Origin of the sequence: Rhizobium sp. PL01 (assembly GCF_033447125.1) — a bacterium.
GTDB lineage: Bacteria > Pseudomonadota > Alphaproteobacteria > Rhizobiales > Rhizobiaceae > Pararhizobium.
This window is the reverse complement of the sequence record NZ_JAWQUM010000003.1, coordinates 385,371-403,996: the sequence shown is the minus strand read 5'-3', so window position 1 is coordinate 403,996 and position 18,626 is coordinate 385,371. Positions and strand designations below refer to the sequence as shown.

Below are 18,626 nucleotides of genomic sequence, written 5' to 3'. Positions count from 1 at the left end.
GCCGTCCAATCTGGATCGGCATCCCGCGCTCGCATAGTCTGGACCGACACATAAAGGACCCGCCCGATGAAAGCCATGTATTACGACGCCTTCGGCAAGACACCCGACATTCGCGTCCTGCCGGATCCAACCCCGAGTGATGACGGCGTGGTGATCAAGATCGAGGCGACCGGACTTTGCCGCAGCGACTGGCACGGCTGGATGGGCCATGATCCCGATATCGCGCTGCCGCATGTGCCGGGTCATGAACTGGCGGGTACGGTGGCCGCCACCGGCAAGGGCGTGATGTGCTACAAGATCGGCGACCGCGTGACCGTTCCCTTCGTGTCCGGCTGCGGACGCTGCGGCGAGTGCCATTCCGGCAACCAGCAGGTTTGCGCCAACCAGTTCCAGCCCGGCTTCACCCATTGGGGCTCGTTTGCCGAATATGTGGCGATCGATTTTGCCGACCAGAACCTCGTGCATCTGCCGGAAAATCTCGATTATGCCACGGCCGCCAGCCTTGGCTGCCGGTTTGCGACCTCGTTTCGCGCCATCGTCGATCAGGGCCGGGTGCGCGGCGGCGAATGGGTAGCGGTGCATGGCTGCGGCGGCGTCGGCCTGTCGGCGATCATGATTGCGACGGCGCTCGGCGCCAATGTCATCGCCATCGACATTTCCGAAACCAAACTCTCGTTTGCCCGCGAAATCGGCGCCGTCGCCACCATCGATGGCAGCATCACCGGCGATGTGGCAGAGGCCGTGCGCGAGATCACCAAGGGTGGCGCGCATGTGTCGATCGACGCGCTCGGCTCGCCCGTCACCTGCTTCAACTCGATCAAGAACCTGCGCCGCCGCGGCCGCCACGTGCAGGTCGGACTGATGCTCGGCGAGCATGCCAGTCCACAGATCCCGATGGGCCAGGTGATCGGCCATGAACTCGAGATTTATGGGAGCCACGGCATGCAGGCCTGGCGTTATCAGGAGATGATGGCGATGCTCGAGACCGGCAAGCTCAACCCGCAAAAGCTGATCGGCCGCCATATCAGCCTGGAGGAAGCGGTGCCGGCGTTGATGACGATGGACACGGCGCAGGACCTTGGCATCAGCGTCATCACCCGCTTTTAACGGGTTACCCCACCCACCCCCGCAGGAACGGCCAGCACCCCACACGGCGCTGCCTGCGGGCAATCGGCAGTTCCCGCAGAGGCGCTAAAACCACCCACCACCAACATATTCTGTCAAATACAGCTTCCCTTGAGACGAGACCGCCCTACTTCAACCATAGAAGCGCCATGCGGCGTTGTTTTTAGGAGTGGGATAAATGGCATCATCCGTGTTGATCAGTATTCTGATTACATTTCTCGTCATCGTACTTGTTCTCTATCTGGTGGCGCGCCTGCCGATCGATGGCCGCGCCAAGCAGATCGTCCAGATCATCGTCCTGATCATCGGTATTATTTCGCTTCTGAAATATCTCGCTGTCTTCTAGCGCAACGGGAGAGTAATCTCCCGTCATCCGCCCTGCGGGATACCGCGTTCAGACCTGCAAAGTGAGTGCACCGATTGACCAGCAAAAATGAAGCCAAGACGGCAGTAAAACCAACCGTGCGGCGAAGCCAGGACGAAACGTCTGCTGCTGCCCTTCACATCATCAATGCCGAACTGGCGGCGCGAAACAAGAAAACAGCCGCGCTGAAAGCCCTGCGGCTTGCCCAGGAACCCACCGAGGTAAAGCCGGTCAAGAAAGCTGCCGCGAAGAAGAAGTGAAGGCCTTGCAGTTGACTACGGGGGATGACTGAGCTGCTTGGCCTTGAGGCTGCCTGTAGCGCAGGCCTTTGGCGGGGCGGTGCCTTTGTCAGTTTCAGATTCTTCTATTTTCCATCATTAAGTCGGCGGTTGGCGGCGGAGGACGGTTTGTGCCCTCCCTCCAAAACCGAAAAATATTACCCAACCCCTCCCCTTCGCTGCGCTACGACCCTGCCCACAAGAGGGAGGGTTAAACCGTGCCCGCGGCAGCGTGAAAAGCTGATTTGAACAGCGAGACTGAGAAGCCGGCTTGATGTGCCGATTTGACGGGCTGACCTTGTTTGACGAACTGATTTGGGATGCTTGCGAAGAACTGCCCCCTCAAAAGCCAACAGGAAGACCGGGGCACCCGGCAAACGAGGCCGCTCCCTCCCCCTTGTGGGGAGGGTTGGGGAGGGGATTTTTTCGGCAAGAACAGCTTACGCCGCCCGGCGATAGGCGAAGGTCTTGCCGCCATCTGTGGTGGAGATCAGGCCCATGCGAGCGAGCGAGACCAGCACGCTGGAAATGGCAGGCATGACCTTGCGGCCCTGCTTGAACGAGGCGGCGATGGTGCCGGCATCGAGTGCGCCACTGGTGGAGATCAGCGCGTTCATCACAAGCCCCGTCTGGGCAATGTCATCCGGCGGGAATGTGGGCTTGGGGCCAGCCTTTTCGGCCGGTGGCGTGGCGATGCCAAAATCGGCCTCCAGCTGTTTTGCCTTTTCCTTTTCCGAGCCGAAGCGGGGAACCTGATAGTCCGGCCGCAGCCAGCGCACCTGCCCGCGTTTTTCCTCCTTCGCCCGCTCCCTGTTGAGCGCGACGAGATTGGCCAGAACCTCTTCCTCCGGCAGATCGACCGGCCAGCCATAGGCATCCGCCACCGCGACATCCAAACGTTTGTGCAATTCCTTCATGATCAGCACGAGGCCATCGTCGAAGATGAGGCGCTCCTTGGTTTCGAGATCGTCCGGGCGGGTGCCTGCCTTCAGCTTGTCCAGCACATTGTAGAGGCCGGTGAGCGTCAGGTGCTGGTGCTCGGCGAGGACACGCTTGCGATGGGCGTCGAGTTCCTCGGCAATGGCGGCGATGGTTTGTTTTTGCGCATCCGTGGCATCCGGGAATGGGAACTTTGTAAAACACTGGGTATTATAAACCGGGGTATTTGCAACCCCAGCGCGACCGCCAACCGCGATTGAGAACGCCTCGTGGAATCGTGAAGTTAAAACACCTAATATATTTAAATCGTCACTCACTACGACACGAAGCTTCTGGTCGGGTAAAATGGCAGAATCTATAGTAACAAACGCTCTCTGTGGTGACTTTTCCAAAGTTGCCAAATAAAAAACGAGACCAGATATGCCATTACGCATTTCTACTCGGTTCGCCTCGAACAGCCAGTACTCTTTCCTTAGCCGTGGATTGCGCTCCTTATCTCTCTGCGGTTTTACATTTTCAAGAATATAATGATACAATCTTGGATAGTGCCTCTTTAATTCTTCCTCCCCCTTACCAAAAAAATCCAGAACATAATAACCTCGCCATTTCTGGCCAATATCATGCCCGTTAAAAATTTTAGGTGCGATAACATCAGCCACACTAGGTTCATCCGATCGGAAAAGAAAATCTCTTGTCTTCTGGTCGATATGAAGCCCTCGCGAATAGGGCTTCACGCCAGCATGACACATTCCGACGTTAGCCAACAAAGGCGAAATCGAGCCAAAATCCTGTCCAGCAGAAAGCGCTGAATTAATTACCTCTACCGTCCTCTCCTCATAGGTTGCGGCGGCATCCCCTTTACCAGCGACCTTATCGTGATCGGGAGCCAAAACCAAACGAGCAGGAGCTTGATCTCGCGAAACAGTAACGAAACATACGCGAACCGCAGCATCCGCATCCGAAGGCCAATCATGATCGGGAATTGCAAACACTATTCGCCAAGCTTTCCCAAGCGCAGTGTCGAATACCGTACGATTTTGCGTTAGTCTCAAGCGGCTTGTGGAGACAAATCCGACCCTCTCTGGAAAAGACCGACGCTTGTTTAGGGAGTTGATCCAAAAGAATAAAACGAAGTCTGCAGCTTGGTTAAACTCGAGATAGGCGACAGAAAGCGCCTCCGTGTAAGCATCCCCCAAAAGCGCTCTGAATTTACGATTCGGGATAAAGGGCGGATTGCCGACGATGTAATCCGCCTTCGGCCAGTCCGGACGGCGCGGATTGGGATAGACCTCCTTGCCATCCACAACCTGCGGCAACGGATAGCCATCCCATTTCAACACCGCATCCATGCACTGGATATTGTGGAAGGCGCGCAGGATGGGTTCGGAGGGAGCCGCCCCCTTGGTGCGGAAATGCCATTGCAGATGGCCGATCCATAGAACCAGTTCGGCAATCGCCGCCGCGCGCGGGTTCAGCTCCATGCCCAGAAACTGGTGCGGATCGACCGTGTGGCTTTCAAGCCCGGTCAGCGCCTCCTGGCCGCCGAGATCGGCCAGCGCCTCCAGCACTTCGCCCTCCAGCCGCTTCATCAGTTCCAGCGAGACATACAGAAAATTGCCGGTGCCGCAGGCGGGATCGAGCACGCGGGTCTCGCAAAGCCTATCGTGGAATGCCTGCACGGTCTTCACGGCCGCATCGCCGCGGGCCTCGGCTTTCTGGCGCTCGGCAGTGGAGAGGACCTGCCCCCATTCGGCCCGCAGCGGATCGATGATGGTGGCGATCACCAGCCGCTCGACATAGGCGCGCGGCGTGTAATGCGCGCCCAGCCGCCGGCGGTCATCCGGATCAAGCGCTTGTTCAAGGAAGGTGCCGAAGATCGCCGGCTCGACATCCTTCCAGTCGTAGCTCGCCGCAGCGGCGAGTTCGCCGATCTCTTCCTTCGCCAGTTTCAGCGCTCGGCGCTTCTTGAAGAACTCACCGTTGAATTTCTTGACCTTCTCGCGGATCGTCGCGGTAAAGCCGCCCTCGTCCATCGCTTTCCAGAGATCTTCCATCATGCCGGGAAAAATCTCCGGCTTCTGAGCGCAATCCTTCAGAAGGTTCTTGAAACTCTCCTTCGGCAGCAGCTCCACATCCTCGGCAAACATGGTGAAAAGCACCCGCATCAGGAACATCGCGACCTCTTCCGTCGCATGTCCCGCCTCTTCCAGCGCCTTGGAGACCTTGGCGATGCGCCCGGCAATCTCGCGCGTCACCCGGGCGGCGTGGCGGGAGGGATCGAGCGCCAGGGGCTCGCGCCAGATGGCGACGAGGCGGTCCCGGACGGCGGGGTCCCGCAGGTCTTCGAGATAGACACGGAAGGAGCGGCGGTCGGGAAACTGGTCGTAGGCTTTGCCGTCGCGGCGGAAATTGGCGTAGACCTCAATGCAATGGCCGACATCGCAGACCAGCACGAAGGGCGGCGGCTCATGCGACGCCGGCAGCAGGCGCACATAATTTTCGGCCTGCTGGCGCGCGTTCATCATCAGCACGTCCCAGGCGCGCCCGGCACCGCGGCGACCGCGCTGGGCAGCGGCAATTCCAGGCAGCGTCGGCGCATCCGCCGGATCGATCAGCTTCTTGTCACCGGACAACCGGCTCTGCTTGGCTTCGAGGATGAAACAATTGCGTTTGTAGAGGTCGATGCGTTTGTTGGAGACGCTGCCATCGCGGCCGTTTTCCCGCACGGCGCGCTCGAAGACATAATCGTTGCCTTCGCTCATTGCCGAGGCCGGATCGGCATGGGGTAGTCCGAGGAGATCGCAGAGTTCTGTCAGAAACAATGCGTAGTTTGCCCGCTCCTGCCCGCCTTCCTGTCCCTGCCAGCGCGTGATGAAAGTTTCGACCGTTTGCGTCACTGAATGCCATGCTCCCCAATAGCCTTTCTTTTTAGATCGGACGGGCAATCTTGCAAGCGGCAAAATAAGCGAGGCATCCCGCCGAGGTTGTATTCGTCAAAATCCCTCTTCCCCCGACCCCGTTGTCGCTGATATTTTAGCAACTCACGTCAACGGAATCACGAGGCGAGCCATGGCACTTGCGGCCGAGAAGCAGACGGAGATGCTGTATGCGCCGCTGCTGGATACCAATGCGTCCCATCCGAACGGCTGGCCGGTCCGGTTGATCGTCGCCTCGCAGACCGAAGCCCGGCATAACAAGGCCGTCTGGATGCCGAGCCATCTGATCTCGATCCGCGCACCGGGCACCAAACTTCTCTCGATGATCGACCTGCCGGCAGAACAGCATCTGGAGCTTCTGTTTGGCGATGTCACCGATCCGGACGAACCGGATGCGGCAAAGCCCGCCCATATCGAGCAGGCTTTTGCCTTTGTCGACGGCCTGCCACAGGATGCGCATCTGCTGGTGCACTGCCTGCGCGGCATCGGCCGTTCGACGGCGCTGACACTCGGCATCCTTGCCCGCTCCATGGAGCCGGAGGATGCTGCGGCGGCGCTGCATGCGCTCCGGCCGGAAGCCAAACCGAACCGGCATGTGACCGGGCTCTGCGATACCGTGCTCGGTCTCAAGGGGCGCCTTGCCAAGCAGGCGCTGCGTTTTCCTGCCAAGGTCTGGAAACCCTCGAAGAGTTGATCGCAACTCTCCCGAGAAACATTGTGCATTGCACAAATTTTTGACATGATCCCGGCGAAAAACCGTATGCAAGCGGTGATCGTATAGCTCCCGGCCTCAAATGAGTTCGGCGGCGAAAAAACGCGATCAAACAAGGCGCTGGTCCCTTCGGCTCTCACGATGACGAAGGCTGGCGCGATGGGAAGTGACGGGAGAGTTCGATGTCTCATGCGGCTTATGTGTTCGATGCCTATGGCACGCTGTTTGACGTGCACGCGGCCGTGCGCAGGCATTCCGCCGCAATGGGACCTGACGGCCAGGCCTTTTCCGATCTCTGGCGCGCCAAGCAGCTGGAATATTCCTGGATCCGCACCCTGATGGGCACCTATACCGATTTCTGGGCGCTGACCGAACAATCTCTGGATTATGCCTTCGCCCGGTTTCCCTCTGCCGACAGAAAACTCAAGGCGGCACTGCTCGACGCCTACTGGCATCTCGATTGTTATCCGGAAGTGCCGGGTGTGCTGAAACACCTGAAGGATCGCGGCGCGCGTATCGCCATTCTGTCGAACGGGACGCCGCAGATGCTGCAATCGGCGGTCAAGAAGGCGGGGCTGGATCTGATTATCGACGACATTTTCTCGGTCGAGACCGTCAAAGCCTTCAAGACCGCGCCTGCCGTCTACGATATGGTGACGACCACCTACCGGCTCTATCCCGATGCCGTCTCCTTCCAGTCGTCCAACCGCTGGGACATTGCCGGCGCCACCAAATTCGGCTTCCGCACCGTCTGGATCAACCGGGCCAACATGCCCGACGAATATGCCGATTTCGGCCCGTCGCTGATCCTGCCATCGCTGGAAAGCCTCTAGGGTATTTTTTTGTTTTTACGCATTTCCGGACGCAAAACCGCTCCGCACTTTTGCTGGAACTGCTTTAACATCTGAAGGACACGACATGTCTTGGTCTGCCGAACAATATATGAAATTCGAGGACGAGCGCACGCGGCCGGCCCGCGACCTGCTCGACCAGATTCCCAACCTGCCGGATGGCGCGCTCTACGATCTCGGCTGCGGCCCCGGCAATTCCACGGAACTGATCCACGACCGTTTCCCCGCCTATATGCTGACCGGCGTCGATAGCGACGAGAACATGCTGGTCGCGGCGCGCAAACGTATGGCCCATACGCGGTTCGAAAAGGGCGACCTGACACAATGGACACCGCCCGAGCCGGCCGTGCTGTTCTTTGCCAATGCCGTGTTCCAATGGTTGCCGGATCATTTGACCACGATCGAACGGTTGATGGGCCAGTTGATCCCCGGCGGCACCATTGCGGTGCAGATGCCGGACAATCTCGGCGAGCCATCGCATGTCTCGATGCGGGAACTGGCGGAAGACCCGCGCTTTTCCCAGTATTTCCCGAACGGCGGCCAGCGCCGCGCCGCGCTGCCCGCACCCTCCGTCTATCTTGACCGGCTGGAAGCAAAATGCATCAAGATCGATGTCTGGCACACGATCTACTATCACCGGCTGGCAAACGCCGAAGCCATCGTCGAATGGGTCAAGGGCACTGGCCTTCGCCCCTATCTCGATGCGCTGCCCGCCGATGCGCGCGAAGCCTATCTCGCCGCTTATCTCCGGCGCATTCGCGAAGCCTATCCTCCCCTGGCCGATGGGCGCGTACTGCTGAAATTTCCACGCCTGTTCGTGGTGGCGGTCAAGCGGTAGTGTCTGGCGCAGGCACAAAGATCGGTAGACCCCTGAAATTTCGAGACAGGCAGTGGTGGAATGGGCGTACCCAAAGACAAGGGTGAATTGCTGGGGGCAATCAATTCGAACTTTGAAAAGCTGATCCTAGACCTGAATGGCGTCCCTGTGGAACTGGCCGGTGAACGCACTCTGGAAGGCCACGTCAACGGAACCCAGATGAGCGTTTCAAACCTGGCCGCCTACCTTGTCGGATGGAATGAATTGGTTCTCACATGGATGGACAGGGATGCAGCCGGACATCCGATCGACTATCCAGACACAGGCTTCAAAGGGACCGAACTCGGCAAGCTTGCGCAGAAATTTTACCGCGATTACGAGGACATCCCCTATCCAAAGCTTCTCGACCGCCTGCGTATGGCAAAGAACAGGATCGTGGCTTTCATAGAGAGCCAGAGCAACGACGACCTCTATCAGCGCGCCTGGTATGAAAAATGGACGATGGGACGGATGATCCAGTTCAACACGTCCTCGCCCTATGCGAACGCGCGCGGCCGCCTGCGAAAATGGCTTAAAGCAAAGAGCGTGTCGTAGGTTTCGAGAATTTCGTGACGACAACGCACCGGAGCATTGGCCGCATCGCTGCCTGCCGGGCTGATATGGATCGGCTGGCCATCTGATTCTGAGCGCGGTTGCGCGCCCGCAATGATGCGTTGGCAGGATTTACACCCCAACGTGAAAAACACCCCTCTGGCGCGCCGCGCCGGTTCAGGGCATCCTGTGCCCACAGAGAATTGGGCTTATGGCTGTTGGAGGACCGCCGATGCGCTGCTTTACTGTACTTGGACCGTCGCAGACCGGAAAATCGACGATCGTCGAAAAGCTCGGCGCGCTGGAGGGGACACCGAGAAAATCCACCTCCCCTTACGGACTGAACCTGACCGAATTCACCTTTGGCACCGAAGCCTGGTGTGCGCTGGATATGCCGGGGCTGAACGAGGCTCTAGCCCATGCGCAGCACGCGTTGCTGGCCAGCGATGCCTGCATTCTCTGCGTTTCGCCTGCACCCGAGGAAGCAGTCCTCGCGGCCCCCTATCTCAAGATGATCGAAGCATCGGGCACGCCGTGCATCCTGTTCGTCAACGGGATGGACGAGCCGAGGGGGCGATTGCGCGACGTGATCGCAGCTCTTCAGGATTATGCCAGCCACACGCTGTTGCTGCGCCAGATCCCGATCCGCGAGGGTGATAAGATCGTCGGCAGTTGCGACCTGATTTCGGAGCGTGCGTGGCGCTACCGCGAAGGCCAGACCTCGGCGCTGATTGCCATCCCCGAAAGCATATCCGAGCGCGAGCACGAAGCGCGCATCGAACTGCTTGAACACCTGTCAGAGTTCGACGACTGGCTGCTGGAAGAACTGATCGAGGACCGCGAGCCACCAAGCGACGCGCTCTATGCGATCTCGACGCGGGTGCTGCGCGAAAACAAGGTCATCCCCGTTTTGATCGGCGCCGCCAGCCATGCCAACGGCATGATGCGGCTGATGAAGGCCCTGCGCCATGAAGCGCCACCGGTCGAGGCGTTGCGCAACCGTCTTGCAGAGGCGGGCACTGTTGACAGCAACAAGTTGAAGGCTGTCAGCTTCCACGCCTACCATCGCCAGAATATCGGCAAGACCGTGCTGGTGCGGGCGTTGGACGGCGGATTGAAACAGGGATCGGCTCTCGGCGGCTCCGGCCTCGGTGCCGTGCAGGATCCCACGATTGGAAAGGCCAACGGGCCGTTTACACCCACGGCCGGCGATCTCCTTGCCACGGTCAAATCCGACCATTTGCCGGTACCCGCTTTGTTGACGGCGGACGCTGCCTTTCCAGCGCCGGAATGGACAGAAGCACCGGCTCCCATGATGGAGAGGATTCTGGTGCCCGGCAGCGAGCGTGACGAGAACAAACTTTCGGAAACGCTGGCCAAGCTGTCCGAGACCGATCGCAGCCTGATCATCCTGCAGGAGGAAGGAACCGGCGCGCAGATGGTCTGCGCCCAGGGGCCGGTGCATCTGCGCGATCTTCTGCGCACGCTGTCCGACGTTTTTCATGTGACGGCGACTGAGCGCGCGCCGACCCCGGTTTACCGCGAGACCGTCTCGAAACCCGCCGAGGTCCACTACCGCCACCGCAAGCAGACCGGCGGCGCGGGGCAGTTTGCCGATGTGAAGCTGACCATCCATCCCAACGGGCGCGGCCAGGGTTTTTCCTTTGGCGAAACCGTCAAGGGCGGCGTCGTTCCGCGCAACTACATCCCCGCCGTGGAGGCCGGTGCGCGCGAGGCCATGGAGAAAGGCCCGCTGGGGTTTGCGGTCATCGATGTCGGGGTAACGCTGACCGACGGCCAGCACCATGCTGTCGACAGTTCCGAACATGCATTCCGCTCGGCATCGAAAATGGGCGTGCGGCAGGCGCTGTCGGAAGGAGCGGCCGTATTGATGCAGCCGGTATTCCGCAGCGAGATCCACATACCCTCGATCTATTCCGGTAATCTCGTGCAGATCGTCTCGTCCCTCAAAGGACAGGTTCTCGGGTTCGACCGGGACGAGGCCGCAAAGGGTTGGGACGTCTTTCGAGCCCTTGTTCCCGGTGGTTCGCTTGACGAGTTGGCGCGAGCGCTCCGCTCGGCCACGCAAGGGATCGGCTATTTCTCCAAGACCTTCGACCATTTCGAGGAACTGTACGGCAAGGAGGCGGATGCGATCGTGCGGGCACATGGGAGCCAGCGCGCCGAGCACTGATACCGCCAAGCCAATGGACATCGACCCCGCGCTTTTCTAGACATGGAGCGAGCAACGGCACAGGTGGGACAATCGATGGTTCGGGAAAACGAAATACGCGAGAACGAGGTTGTCGCCCCATTGCCTGACCATGCCGATGCGTCGCTCGTCTTCATCGGCCGTATCTCGACACCATGGACATCGCGGCTTGAATGCCCGCGGCAGGGCCGCCATGACGGACCTGTCTGCCGGATCGAAATCTTTGAACCCTGGGTTCAGGCACTTCAGGGTGTCGAGGCTTATGAGCGGCTGGAAATTCTCTACTGGCTCGACCGCTCGCGCCGCGACCTTGTGCTGCAAAGCCCCGCCAGCAACGGCAAGGTGCATGGCACGTTTTCGCTCCGCTCCCCCGTACGGCCCAATCCGATCGGAACGTCGATCGTCAGGCTAGAGGCGATCGAGGGCAATATCCTGCTTGTCCGCGGTCTCGACTGCCTCGATGGAACGCCGCTGATCGATCTCAAGCCGGACCGCACATTGTTCAAGCCGATCGCCCCACCACAGCGGGGCGATTTCGAGACGGGCGATGCCGGTGAGGCCCGCCATTGCGAGAAGCTGTAGGTCAGTCGACCGCGACCATGACGTCGGACGCCTTGACGACCGCATAGGCGGATCCGCCTACCGTCAACTCGAGTTCATCGACCGCCTGATTGGTGATCGATGCGGTAACGATGGCACCATTGCCGATGTCGATGCGGACATGGGCGGTGGTTGCGCCCTTGGTGATCTCGACGATCTGGCCCTTGAGGCGGTTGCGCGCGCTGATCTTCATGTGTTTCCTCCTTGTGTTTGTGCAGCGACCCTATCACACAGGCCGCAGTTCCATACCGTGTAACGCTGCGATCTCATCGGCGACCAGTTGCTGCAGGCGCCAGAGATTACGGTCATGAATGCCGAAATCTTCCAGATGCGACACGGTGTTGTAGAGATATTCCGCACCCGATCCGAAATGTCCACAGGCCCGCGCCAGGATGCCTGCGACCTGATCCAAGGGTTGGCGGGACCGGATACGCTCGCCTGTCGCCCCCACCCAGAAGCCCAGAGCCCGGCAGGGGCCACTCTCGGATTTGACCGGCAACCATCTGACGGCATCGATATTCTCAACGGCGCTGACTTCACGCCGCAGCATGCGCTCGATCTGTGCGGCGCGGTCGTTGTCCGGCAGACGGTAGATGACACCGTCGCAGCGGCCGCCGCGCTCCAGCGCCATCATCAGGCCGGGTTGATCGTGCGATCCGCGCCAGCGGTTGATATGCAGGCAGAATGATCGGTGCCAGCCAAAGGCCGTCGCCCGCTGTTTGTCGATCGCCTCGAATTCCGGCTTCCAGATCAGTGAACCATAGGCAAACACCCAGAGCGGCTCGCCGTGGCTCTCCCGTTCAAGCGCTTCCGCAAGCTCCCGGTATTGTTCGTCGCTGATTGCGGTCCATCGTCCGTCCGGGCCGGGATCGGTGATATCGCGATGGCAGAGTGCAACCAGATCCGGTGTCAGGGACATTTTTCGCGGTTGGGGCATGGGGTCTCGTCTCGGCAGGACAGTGTCAGAAAGAAAGCATGTGGGCCCTGCTTGCCCAAACTGCCAGAGCGAATTGACCAGTCAAGCAATACAATCGCCACCCGATACCTGCATTTTTCCGATTGCACCGTTCCTGTGCACGGGGAAGAAGCTCAGCTAACTCATCCAGTCTGGCACCGGCCGGATACTGCAGTCGCAGACGTGGTCACATCGGCCGGTAAATCTGCGCCACCGCGCCTCCCGGAAAGACTGTCGCGCTGATCAGTTTGAGGCGCCTTGGCTGTGCGATATCAGAGAAGATCGGCACGCCCTTGCCAAGCACCACCGGATGCACCAGCAGGACATATTGATCGACCAATTCCCGGGCAATGAGGCTGCGCGCGAAGGCAGCGCCACCGTGGGCGATGATCGGTTTACCCTCCTCAGCCTTCAGCTTGGCGATTTCGTCTGCCAGATCACCGCTGGCCACATAGGCCTCACTCCAACTTTCCGCGCCGGGCTGGAACTGCCCGGATTGCGTGCTATCCGCGCCTGCCGAGGCGTCTTTGGGACTGTTCGCCGTTGCGGCGGCCTTCAGCACCGCAGGTCCCTGTTTTGAGAAGACGGCCTTGGCAATCTGGTTCATCGGTGGTGCGAACGCGATGGTCGAGGTCGGCCAAAAAGAAGCCATGTCCTTGAAGGTCCGGCTGCCCATGATGTGCAGGCTGGCGTTCCCCACAGTCTCCACGCTCCACGCTATAGCCACCTGGTCGCCGCTGAACATCCACGCAACGTCGCCCTCTGGGCCGCTGACAAAGCCATCGAGCGACATGGACATTTTCAGGATCAACTCTCTCATCGCGTTTTCCTTGCGCTGGTCCTGTCCAGGGACAGGATAGATCAATCGATTCTGGCAGCCGTTTCAGCGTGATTTATGTGCGCCACTGCTATTCATCCAGCTTTTCGGCGAGAAAATCGATGAACGCGCGAATGCGGGCGGCAAGATGTTCGTGACCGGCGAAAACCGCGTGGACCTGCTCAGGCTCATGCGGATTGTATTCGCTCAGCACTTCGACCAGCCTGCCGCTGTCGATATCCGGGTCGACATCGAATTTGCCGATGCGGGCAATGCCAAGCCCCGTCAGGCAAAGGTTGCGGGCAATCGAGCCGCTGGAGGCCTGCACATTGCCGGGTGCGGGCCGCGTATAGCGCGCGTTGGATACCGGATCGCGAAACAGCCACTCGCCCGGAGTTCGGCCGAAGGTGAAGGTGATGCAATTATGCGCGGCCAGATCATCCGGCCGTTGCGGCGTGCCTCGCCGTGCCAGATAATCCGGTGTAGCCACGGTGATGCGGTGGCTGTCGAGAAGCTTTCGCGCCTTCAGGCTTGAATCCCGCATCGGCCCGACCCGGATGGCAATGTCGGTGCGCTCCTCGATCAGGTCGATCACGCCATCCGTCAGCGACAGATCAAGCCGTACCTCCGGATAGAGCGCCAGGAATTCGCCGGCGAGCGGTATGATGTAGCGCTCGCCGAAGCCGACGGTGGCATTCACCCGCAACAGTCCGCGTGGCGTTGCCAGACCGCCACCAGCGACAATCTGTTCCGTTTCGGCAATTTCGGCCAAAATCCGCTGGGCACGGGTCAGATAGATTTCGCCTTCCGGCGTCAGAAGCAGCGAGCGTGTCGTGCGCACCAGAAGGCGTGTGCCGAGCCGATCCTCGATACGGGTGACGAGTTTGCTGACTGCAGACGGCGATAGTTTCAGCCGCCGCCCGGCCGCCGAAAAGCTCTTCAGCTCCGCCGCAGTGACGAACACTTCCATTTCGCCCGCCCGGTTGTCCATCAAACCATCCATTGTGAATTCAATTCACAGCCATTTATCCATTGCTATGGATTATCGCGCAAGTGGCTTTGGCCCATATTCCGCTCAACGAAACCCATGACGGCCCGGATCTCCGGCCAGCCGCCACCAACACGTCCGGCCTCCCACCGGCGATAAAGGTGCTCCCATGCCTCTTGCCCTCTTTGCCCTCACGATCGCGGCCTATGCGATCGGAACCACGGAATTCGTCATTGTTGGCCTGTTACCGACGGTCGCCACCGATCTTGGCATCACCCTGCCGCTGGCCGGACTGATCGTGTCGATCTATGCACTCGGCGTCACGTTTGGCGCGCCAATCCTGACGGCTCTCACCGGCCGGATCGAGCGCAAGCCGTTGCTTCTCGGCCTGATGGCCCTGTTCATCGCCGGCAATGCGATGGCAGCACTCAGCCCATCCTATGAGACGCTGCTGATCGCCCGCGTGCTCTCCGCCTTTGCGCATGGCGTGTTCTTCTCCGTCGGCGCCACCATTGCCGCTGATCTCGTGCCGGAAAACCGCCGTGCCTCTGCCATCGCCCTGATGTTCATGGGCCTGACCGTCGCCATCGTTACCGGTGTGCCGCTCGGCACGTTTATCGGCCAGACATTCGGCTGGCGCGCCACCTTCTGGGCTGTCTCTGCTCTTGGCGTCATCGCGCTGACCGCAATCGCCGTGCTCTTGCCCTCCACCCTGTCGAAGGCAGCGCCGGCCAGCATTCTCGATCAGGTCCGCGTGCTCGGTTCGGGCCGCCTGCTGCTCGTGTTCGGCATGACGGCGCTTGGTTATGGCGGCACGTTCGTCACCTTCACGTTCCTCGCCCCGATGCTGCAGGAAGTCACCGGCTTTGCTGCCTCCTCCGTCAGTCTCGTGCTGGTGCTCTATGGCCTGGCGATTGCCGCCGGCAACATCATCGGCGGCCGTGTCGCCGACCGCAATCCGGTGAAGGCGCTGAGTTGGCTGTTTGCCATCCAGGCCGCCGTTCTGGTGATCTTCACCTTCACCTCGGTCTCGGCCATCCCTGCCCTGATCACACTTGCGGCACTTGGCTTCCTGTCCTTCGCCACCGTGCCCGGCTTGCAGCTCTATGTCGTGCAGCTGGCCAAGCAACACCGCCCCGGCGCTGTCGATGTCGCCTCGGCCCTTAACATCGCCGCCTTCAACCTCGGCATCGCTGCCGGTGCCTGGATCGGCGGTCTCGTGGTTGCCTCGCCGCTTGGCCTGCAGGCCACACCATGGGTCGGCGCCATTCTGGTCGCAGGTGCCCTGGTGCTCACCGTCATCAGCGGCATGCTCGACCGCAAGCCGGAGCCGATTGCCCAGGCGGCCTGATGCACAACGCTTGACCGGCGCCATGCGCGCCACATCTATAGATCATCATTCCAGACCCGGCCGTTCGCCGGGTCTCCTCCCTGAAAGGACATTTCCATGCAGACAGTCAGCGCCAACGGCGCCAATATCCCCGTTCTCGGCTTCGGCACCTTCCGCATGCCCGGCCCAGACGTTCTGCGTATCGTGCCGCAAGCCATCAAGCTCGGTTTCCGCCATATCGATACGGCGCAGATCTATCGCAACGAAGCCGAGGTCGGTGAAGCCATTGAGGCATCCGGCGTTGCCCGCGGCGATATCTTCCTCACCACCAAGGTCTGGGTCGACAATTACAAGCACGACGCTTTCCTCGCCTCGGTCGATGAAAGCCTGGAGAAGTTGCGCACCGACTATGTCGATCTGCTGCTTCTGCATTGGCCCAGCAGCGGCGTGCCGCTGGCCGAGCAGATCGGCGCGCTCAACGCGGTGAAGAAGGCGGGCAAGGTCAAGAATATCGGCGTCAGCAATTTCAACACGGCGCTGATGGCGCAATCGGTTGAAATCAGCGAAGCCCCGCTTGCGACCAACCAGATCGAATACCACCCCTATCTCGACCAGACGAAGGTCCTGGAGGCAGCGCGTGCGGCCGGCATGTCGGTCACCGCCTATTATGCCATGGCCGATGGCAAGGTTCCGAACGAGCCGCTGCTCAAGGATATCGGCTCCAAGCATGGCAAGACCGCCGCCCAGGTGGTGTTGCGCTGGCTCATCCAGCAGAAGGATGTGATCACACTCTCGAAGACCGCGACCGAAAGCCGCCTACCGGAGAATTTCGACATCTTCGATTTCGATCTCTCCAGCGAAGAGATGGCCGCGATCCACAAGCTCGCCCGCCCGAACGGCCGTATCGTCAGCCCCGGTGGCCTCGCACCGGACTGGGACCGGGCGGACTGATTTTTACGCTCTCCTGTCGCGTCAGCGCGGCAGGATTTGCTGTCCTCCGTCATCCTCGCCCTTGTGGCGGGGATGACGGAGGATATTAGCCTCCTAAAACGATCATTGATGCCCGATCACATCGGCGGAACGACGCCGTTGGTGCCGACCACGATGCGGGCGGTCGAGATCGTGCCGTCGGCAGCTTTCTCCGATGGGACAAAGACCGTCGCGCCCGGTTTCAGGTCGGCTTTCGTGGCTTCGGCAAACGTGACGATCGGGGTTGCGGCCGGAATGTCGATCTTCTTTTCCTGGCCCTGGAATTTCACCGTCACCGTGCGTCCCTCGACGGATTTGACCGCATCGGCAACGGTGGCGTTGGTCATCGAGCTGTTGGGTTTCAGATCCCAGGCATGGCTGCCCTCGCCCGCGCCCTTCATTGCGGCAGGAAAGATCAGCACTTCCAACGCGCCATCGCCGCCCTGCGCCTTCGGTAGTGAGGCAATGCCGACGTAATCGCCGGTGTTGATGTCGTCGATCGATGCCTTGGTGACGCCCGAAACCTTCCAGTCCGGTTTGAGCATGATGCTCTGATCGGCTCCTTCCCGTGTCTTGACGACGAGGGTCGTATCGCTGACGCTGGCGATGGTTCCGCGCACACGGATGCTGTCGGCCGCGTTTGCAGGCTGAATGTTGATGACAGATGCTGCCAGCACACCGGCCATCGCAACACATGATAGGAAGCTGCGTTTCATCGGATGATCTCCGTTCTTGAGAATGCGACGCAGGACCGGGAGGCACCTGCTATCTGCAACGATGTAGTGCCGCCCCGTGGCGATCCCAGAACATGCCTGATCACGATCGCGACATCGGCTGTTCATCGGGCGTCGCCAACCGCCAAACCCGTTGCAAAAGCCCGCTTTGCCAGGATTTCAAAACGCCTGCGGATCGGATAGAGAGGCATGCGCCCTGCACCGAGCAGGCGGCGGAGGGGATCATCATGCCAGGCCACCAGACGGCTGCCACCGACTTCATGCCCGACTGGGCGGCGATCGTTGCCGTCATTCTCGGCGCGTCGGCTTTTTCGGTGGCGCAGGGCATCACCTATCCGCTGATTTCGCTGACGCTCGAAAGTCGCGGCGTGACGCCGGCAATCATCGGCTTCAATGCGGTCGGTTTTGCGCTTGGCCTCGCCACCTCGACGCTGATGATCGGCCAGTTGACGGCACGGCTGCGCACCGACAAGCTGATCATCATCAGCCTTGCCGGCTGCTCGATATGCCTTGCGACGTTTGCGGCGACCACCTCGCTGCCGGTCTGGTTTCTCGCCCGCTTTCTCCTCGGTTTCTTCGCCAGCCTGATCTTCATGCTGAGCGAGGCCTGGATGAACTCCGCCTGCCCCGACCGGCTGCGCGGCCGCGTCTCCGGTCTCTATGGCGCCGGTATCTGTGGTGGTTTTGCCGCCGGTCCGCTGGTCATTCCGCTGATGGGGACGCAGAGCGGCTTTGGCTTTGCGCTGACCGCCGTCTATGTGGCGCTCGTTGCCTTTGCCACCGCCCTTTTGACACTCTCGACCCGCACCACACCGGAGGCGTCCTCCACCCGCGACGTCTTCGTCTTCTTCCGCAATGCGCCGGTGCTGATCGCCATGGTGCTGGCCTTCGGCTTTTCGGATATCGCAGCGATTTCGGTGATGCCGGTCTATTTCGTCAAGACCGGCCATTCGCAGGCGTTTGCTGCCTTGAGCGTCACGGTTCTGGCCTTGCCGACCGCCCTGGCCCAGCCCTTTATCGGCATGCTGCTCGACCGCCTGCCCCGCCAGCGTGTGGCGATCGCCATGGGCTGCATCGGCGCCTTCGCCTTCCTGATCATTCCGTTTTTGACGTCACCGGTTGCGATTCTGGCCGATTTTGCGCTGATCGGTGCTGCGAGCTTCTCGCTCTATACCTGCGCGCTGACCATGCTCGGCGAACAGTATCGCGGCAGCATGCTGGTGGCAGGCAGCGCTGCGTTTGCGCTGGCCTATGCGGTCGGCAGCGGCATGGGCTCGGGCGCGACGGGATCGATCATGGATATGTTCGGTGCGCACGCAGCCCCCATCAGCGTCGGCCTGATCCTGGTGGTATTTACGGTGTTCCTGTCGTTCGCCAAAGAAGCGAAAGCCGCCTGAGCATTGTCGGT

General features: G+C 60.4%; 18 protein-coding genes. 12 read left to right on the top strand and 6 right to left on the bottom strand.

The window, feature by feature from the left end:
- Positions 1–66 precede the first annotated feature (66 nt).
- The 3 genes from R6X40_RS09725 to R6X40_RS09715 all read left to right on the top strand — a co-directional run bounded on the left by R6X40_RS09725 (position 67) and on the right by R6X40_RS09715 (position 1,749).
- Positions 67–1,107 carry a zinc-dependent alcohol dehydrogenase family protein gene (locus tag R6X40_RS09725; RefSeq protein ID WP_318412999.1) on the top strand — a complete coding sequence of 347 codons (1,041 nt, stop codon included), beginning with the start codon at positions 67–69 and terminating at the stop codon, positions 1,105–1,107.
- 196 nt (positions 1,108–1,303) lie between these two features.
- The gene (locus R6X40_RS09720; RefSeq protein ID WP_112834547.1) at positions 1,304–1,471 is read left to right on the top strand and encodes a Thivi_2564 family membrane protein; all 168 of its coding nucleotides are present in this window, start codon (positions 1,304–1,306) and stop codon (positions 1,469–1,471) included.
- A gap of 74 nt (positions 1,472–1,545) precedes the next feature.
- Positions 1,546–1,749 carry a hypothetical protein gene (locus R6X40_RS09715; RefSeq protein WP_318412997.1) on the top strand — a complete coding sequence of 68 codons (204 nt, stop codon included), beginning with the start codon at positions 1,546–1,548 and terminating at the stop codon, positions 1,747–1,749.
- A gap of 458 nt (positions 1,750–2,207) precedes the next feature.
- Here the strand turns inward: R6X40_RS09715 and R6X40_RS09710 are convergent, their stop codons facing one another.
- The gene (locus tag R6X40_RS09710) at positions 2,208–5,603 is read right to left on the bottom strand and encodes a class I SAM-dependent DNA methyltransferase (RefSeq protein ID WP_318412996.1); all 3,396 of its coding nucleotides are present in this window, start codon (positions 5,601–5,603) and stop codon (positions 2,208–2,210) included.
- 172 nt (positions 5,604–5,775) lie between these two features.
- Between R6X40_RS09710 and R6X40_RS09705 the strand changes: the two genes are divergently transcribed.
- The 6 genes from R6X40_RS09705 (at position 5,776) to tsaA (ending at position 11,407) form a co-directional block, all read left to right on the top strand.
- Positions 5,776–6,336: a phosphatase gene (locus R6X40_RS09705; RefSeq protein WP_318412995.1), complete on the top strand. Its 561-nt coding sequence runs from the start codon at positions 5,776–5,778 to the stop codon at positions 6,334–6,336.
- A 200-nt stretch (positions 6,337–6,536) separates the two neighbouring features.
- Positions 6,537–7,187, top strand: coding sequence for a haloacid dehalogenase type II (locus R6X40_RS09700; protein WP_318412993.1), 651 nt, complete (start codon positions 6,537–6,539; stop codon positions 7,185–7,187).
- Positions 7,188–7,272: 85 nt separating this feature from the next.
- On the top strand, positions 7,273–8,043 hold the full coding sequence (tam, locus tag R6X40_RS09695) for a trans-aconitate 2-methyltransferase (RefSeq protein ID WP_318412991.1): 771 nt from the start codon (positions 7,273–7,275) through the stop codon (positions 8,041–8,043).
- A gap of 60 nt (positions 8,044–8,103) precedes the next feature.
- On the top strand, positions 8,104–8,616 hold the full coding sequence (locus R6X40_RS09690; protein WP_318412989.1) for a ClbS/DfsB family four-helix bundle protein: 513 nt from the start codon (positions 8,104–8,106) through the stop codon (positions 8,614–8,616).
- A 229-nt stretch (positions 8,617–8,845) separates the two neighbouring features.
- A complete protein-coding gene (locus R6X40_RS09685) occupies positions 8,846–10,807 on the top strand; it encodes an elongation factor G (protein WP_318412987.1) in 1,962 nt (653 codons plus the stop codon).
- A 75-nt stretch (positions 10,808–10,882) separates the two neighbouring features.
- Complete coding sequence (tsaA, locus tag R6X40_RS09680; RefSeq protein ID WP_318412985.1) at positions 10,883–11,407, top strand: tRNA (N6-threonylcarbamoyladenosine(37)-N6)-methyltransferase TrmO; 525 nt, start codon at positions 10,883–10,885, stop codon at positions 11,405–11,407.
- 1 nt (position 11,408) lies between these two features.
- On the opposite strand, the gene R6X40_RS09675 is transcribed toward tsaA, so the two are convergent.
- The 4 genes from R6X40_RS09675 to R6X40_RS09660 form a co-directional block, all read right to left on the bottom strand.
- Positions 11,409–11,618 (bottom strand): molybdopterin-binding protein, encoded by a 210-nt coding sequence (locus R6X40_RS09675; RefSeq protein WP_318412984.1) that lies wholly within the window; start codon positions 11,616–11,618, stop codon positions 11,409–11,411.
- Positions 11,619–11,651: 33 nt separating this feature from the next.
- Positions 11,652–12,362, bottom strand: coding sequence for a gamma-glutamylcyclotransferase (locus tag R6X40_RS09670; protein WP_318412982.1), 711 nt, complete (start codon positions 12,360–12,362; stop codon positions 11,652–11,654).
- 205 nt (positions 12,363–12,567) lie between these two features.
- Positions 12,568–13,200, bottom strand: a complete 633-nt coding sequence (locus R6X40_RS09665; RefSeq protein WP_318412980.1) for a dihydrofolate reductase family protein — start codon at positions 13,198–13,200, stop codon at positions 12,568–12,570.
- Between the two features lie 88 nt (positions 13,201–13,288).
- Positions 13,289–14,188 (bottom strand): LysR family transcriptional regulator, encoded by a 900-nt coding sequence (locus R6X40_RS09660; RefSeq protein ID WP_318412979.1) that lies wholly within the window; start codon positions 14,186–14,188, stop codon positions 13,289–13,291.
- A gap of 166 nt (positions 14,189–14,354) precedes the next feature.
- Here R6X40_RS09660 and R6X40_RS09655 point away from each other — a divergent pair, with 166 nt between their 5' ends.
- Positions 14,355–15,536: an MFS transporter gene (locus R6X40_RS09655; protein WP_318412978.1), complete on the top strand. Its 1,182-nt coding sequence runs from the start codon at positions 14,355–14,357 to the stop codon at positions 15,534–15,536.
- 96 nt (positions 15,537–15,632) lie between these two features.
- Positions 15,633–16,466 carry an aldo/keto reductase gene (locus R6X40_RS09650; RefSeq protein WP_318412976.1) on the top strand — a complete coding sequence of 278 codons (834 nt, stop codon included), beginning with the start codon at positions 15,633–15,635 and terminating at the stop codon, positions 16,464–16,466.
- A 116-nt stretch (positions 16,467–16,582) separates the two neighbouring features.
- On the opposite strand, the gene R6X40_RS09645 is transcribed toward R6X40_RS09650, so the two are convergent.
- Complete coding sequence (locus tag R6X40_RS09645; protein WP_318413261.1) at positions 16,583–17,170, bottom strand: hypothetical protein; 588 nt, start codon at positions 17,168–17,170, stop codon at positions 16,583–16,585.
- A gap of 275 nt (positions 17,171–17,445) precedes the next feature.
- Between R6X40_RS09645 and R6X40_RS09640 the strand changes: the two genes are divergently transcribed.
- Positions 17,446–18,615, top strand: coding sequence for an MFS transporter (locus tag R6X40_RS09640; protein WP_318412975.1), 1,170 nt, complete (start codon positions 17,446–17,448; stop codon positions 18,613–18,615).
- Positions 18,616–18,626 lie beyond the last annotated feature (11 nt).

What these genes read in the sequence shown, in the direction of transcription:
- R6X40_RS09640 (WP_318412975.1), top strand. Translation starts at nt 17,446, where the DNA reads ATGCCAGGCCACCAGACGGCTGCCACCGACTTCATGCCCGACTGGGCG.
- R6X40_RS09655 (WP_318412978.1), top strand. Translation starts at nt 14,355, where the DNA reads ATGCCTCTTGCCCTCTTTGCCCTCACGATCGCGGCCTATGCGATCGGA.
- R6X40_RS09670 (WP_318412982.1), bottom strand. Translation starts at nt 12,362, where the DNA reads ATGCCCCAACCGCGAAAAATGTCCCTGACACCGGATCTGGTTGCACTC.
- R6X40_RS09685 (WP_318412987.1), top strand. Translation starts at nt 8,846, where the DNA reads ATGCGCTGCTTTACTGTACTTGGACCGTCGCAGACCGGAAAATCGACG.
- R6X40_RS09660 (WP_318412979.1), bottom strand. Translation starts at nt 14,188, where the DNA reads ATGGACAACCGGGCGGGCGAAATGGAAGTGTTCGTCACTGCGGCGGAG.
- R6X40_RS09665 (WP_318412980.1), bottom strand. Translation starts at nt 13,200, where the DNA reads ATGAGAGAGTTGATCCTGAAAATGTCCATGTCGCTCGATGGCTTTGTC.
- R6X40_RS09705 (WP_318412995.1), top strand. Translation starts at nt 5,776, where the DNA reads ATGGCACTTGCGGCCGAGAAGCAGACGGAGATGCTGTATGCGCCGCTG.
- R6X40_RS09725 (WP_318412999.1), top strand. Translation starts at nt 67, where the DNA reads ATGAAAGCCATGTATTACGACGCCTTCGGCAAGACACCCGACATTCGC.
- R6X40_RS09700 (WP_318412993.1), top strand. Translation starts at nt 6,537, where the DNA reads ATGTCTCATGCGGCTTATGTGTTCGATGCCTATGGCACGCTGTTTGAC.
- R6X40_RS09645 (WP_318413261.1), bottom strand. Translation starts at nt 17,170, where the DNA reads ATGGCCGGTGTGCTGGCAGCATCTGTCATCAACATTCAGCCTGCAAAC.
- tsaA (WP_318412985.1), top strand. Translation starts at nt 10,883, where the DNA reads ATGGTTCGGGAAAACGAAATACGCGAGAACGAGGTTGTCGCCCCATTG.
- tam (WP_318412991.1), top strand. Translation starts at nt 7,273, where the DNA reads ATGTCTTGGTCTGCCGAACAATATATGAAATTCGAGGACGAGCGCACG.
- R6X40_RS09720 (WP_112834547.1), top strand. Translation starts at nt 1,304, where the DNA reads ATGGCATCATCCGTGTTGATCAGTATTCTGATTACATTTCTCGTCATC.
- R6X40_RS09650 (WP_318412976.1), top strand. Translation starts at nt 15,633, where the DNA reads ATGCAGACAGTCAGCGCCAACGGCGCCAATATCCCCGTTCTCGGCTTC.
- R6X40_RS09675 (WP_318412984.1), bottom strand. Translation starts at nt 11,618, where the DNA reads ATGAAGATCAGCGCGCGCAACCGCCTCAAGGGCCAGATCGTCGAGATC.
- R6X40_RS09690 (WP_318412989.1), top strand. Translation starts at nt 8,104, where the DNA reads ATGGGCGTACCCAAAGACAAGGGTGAATTGCTGGGGGCAATCAATTCG.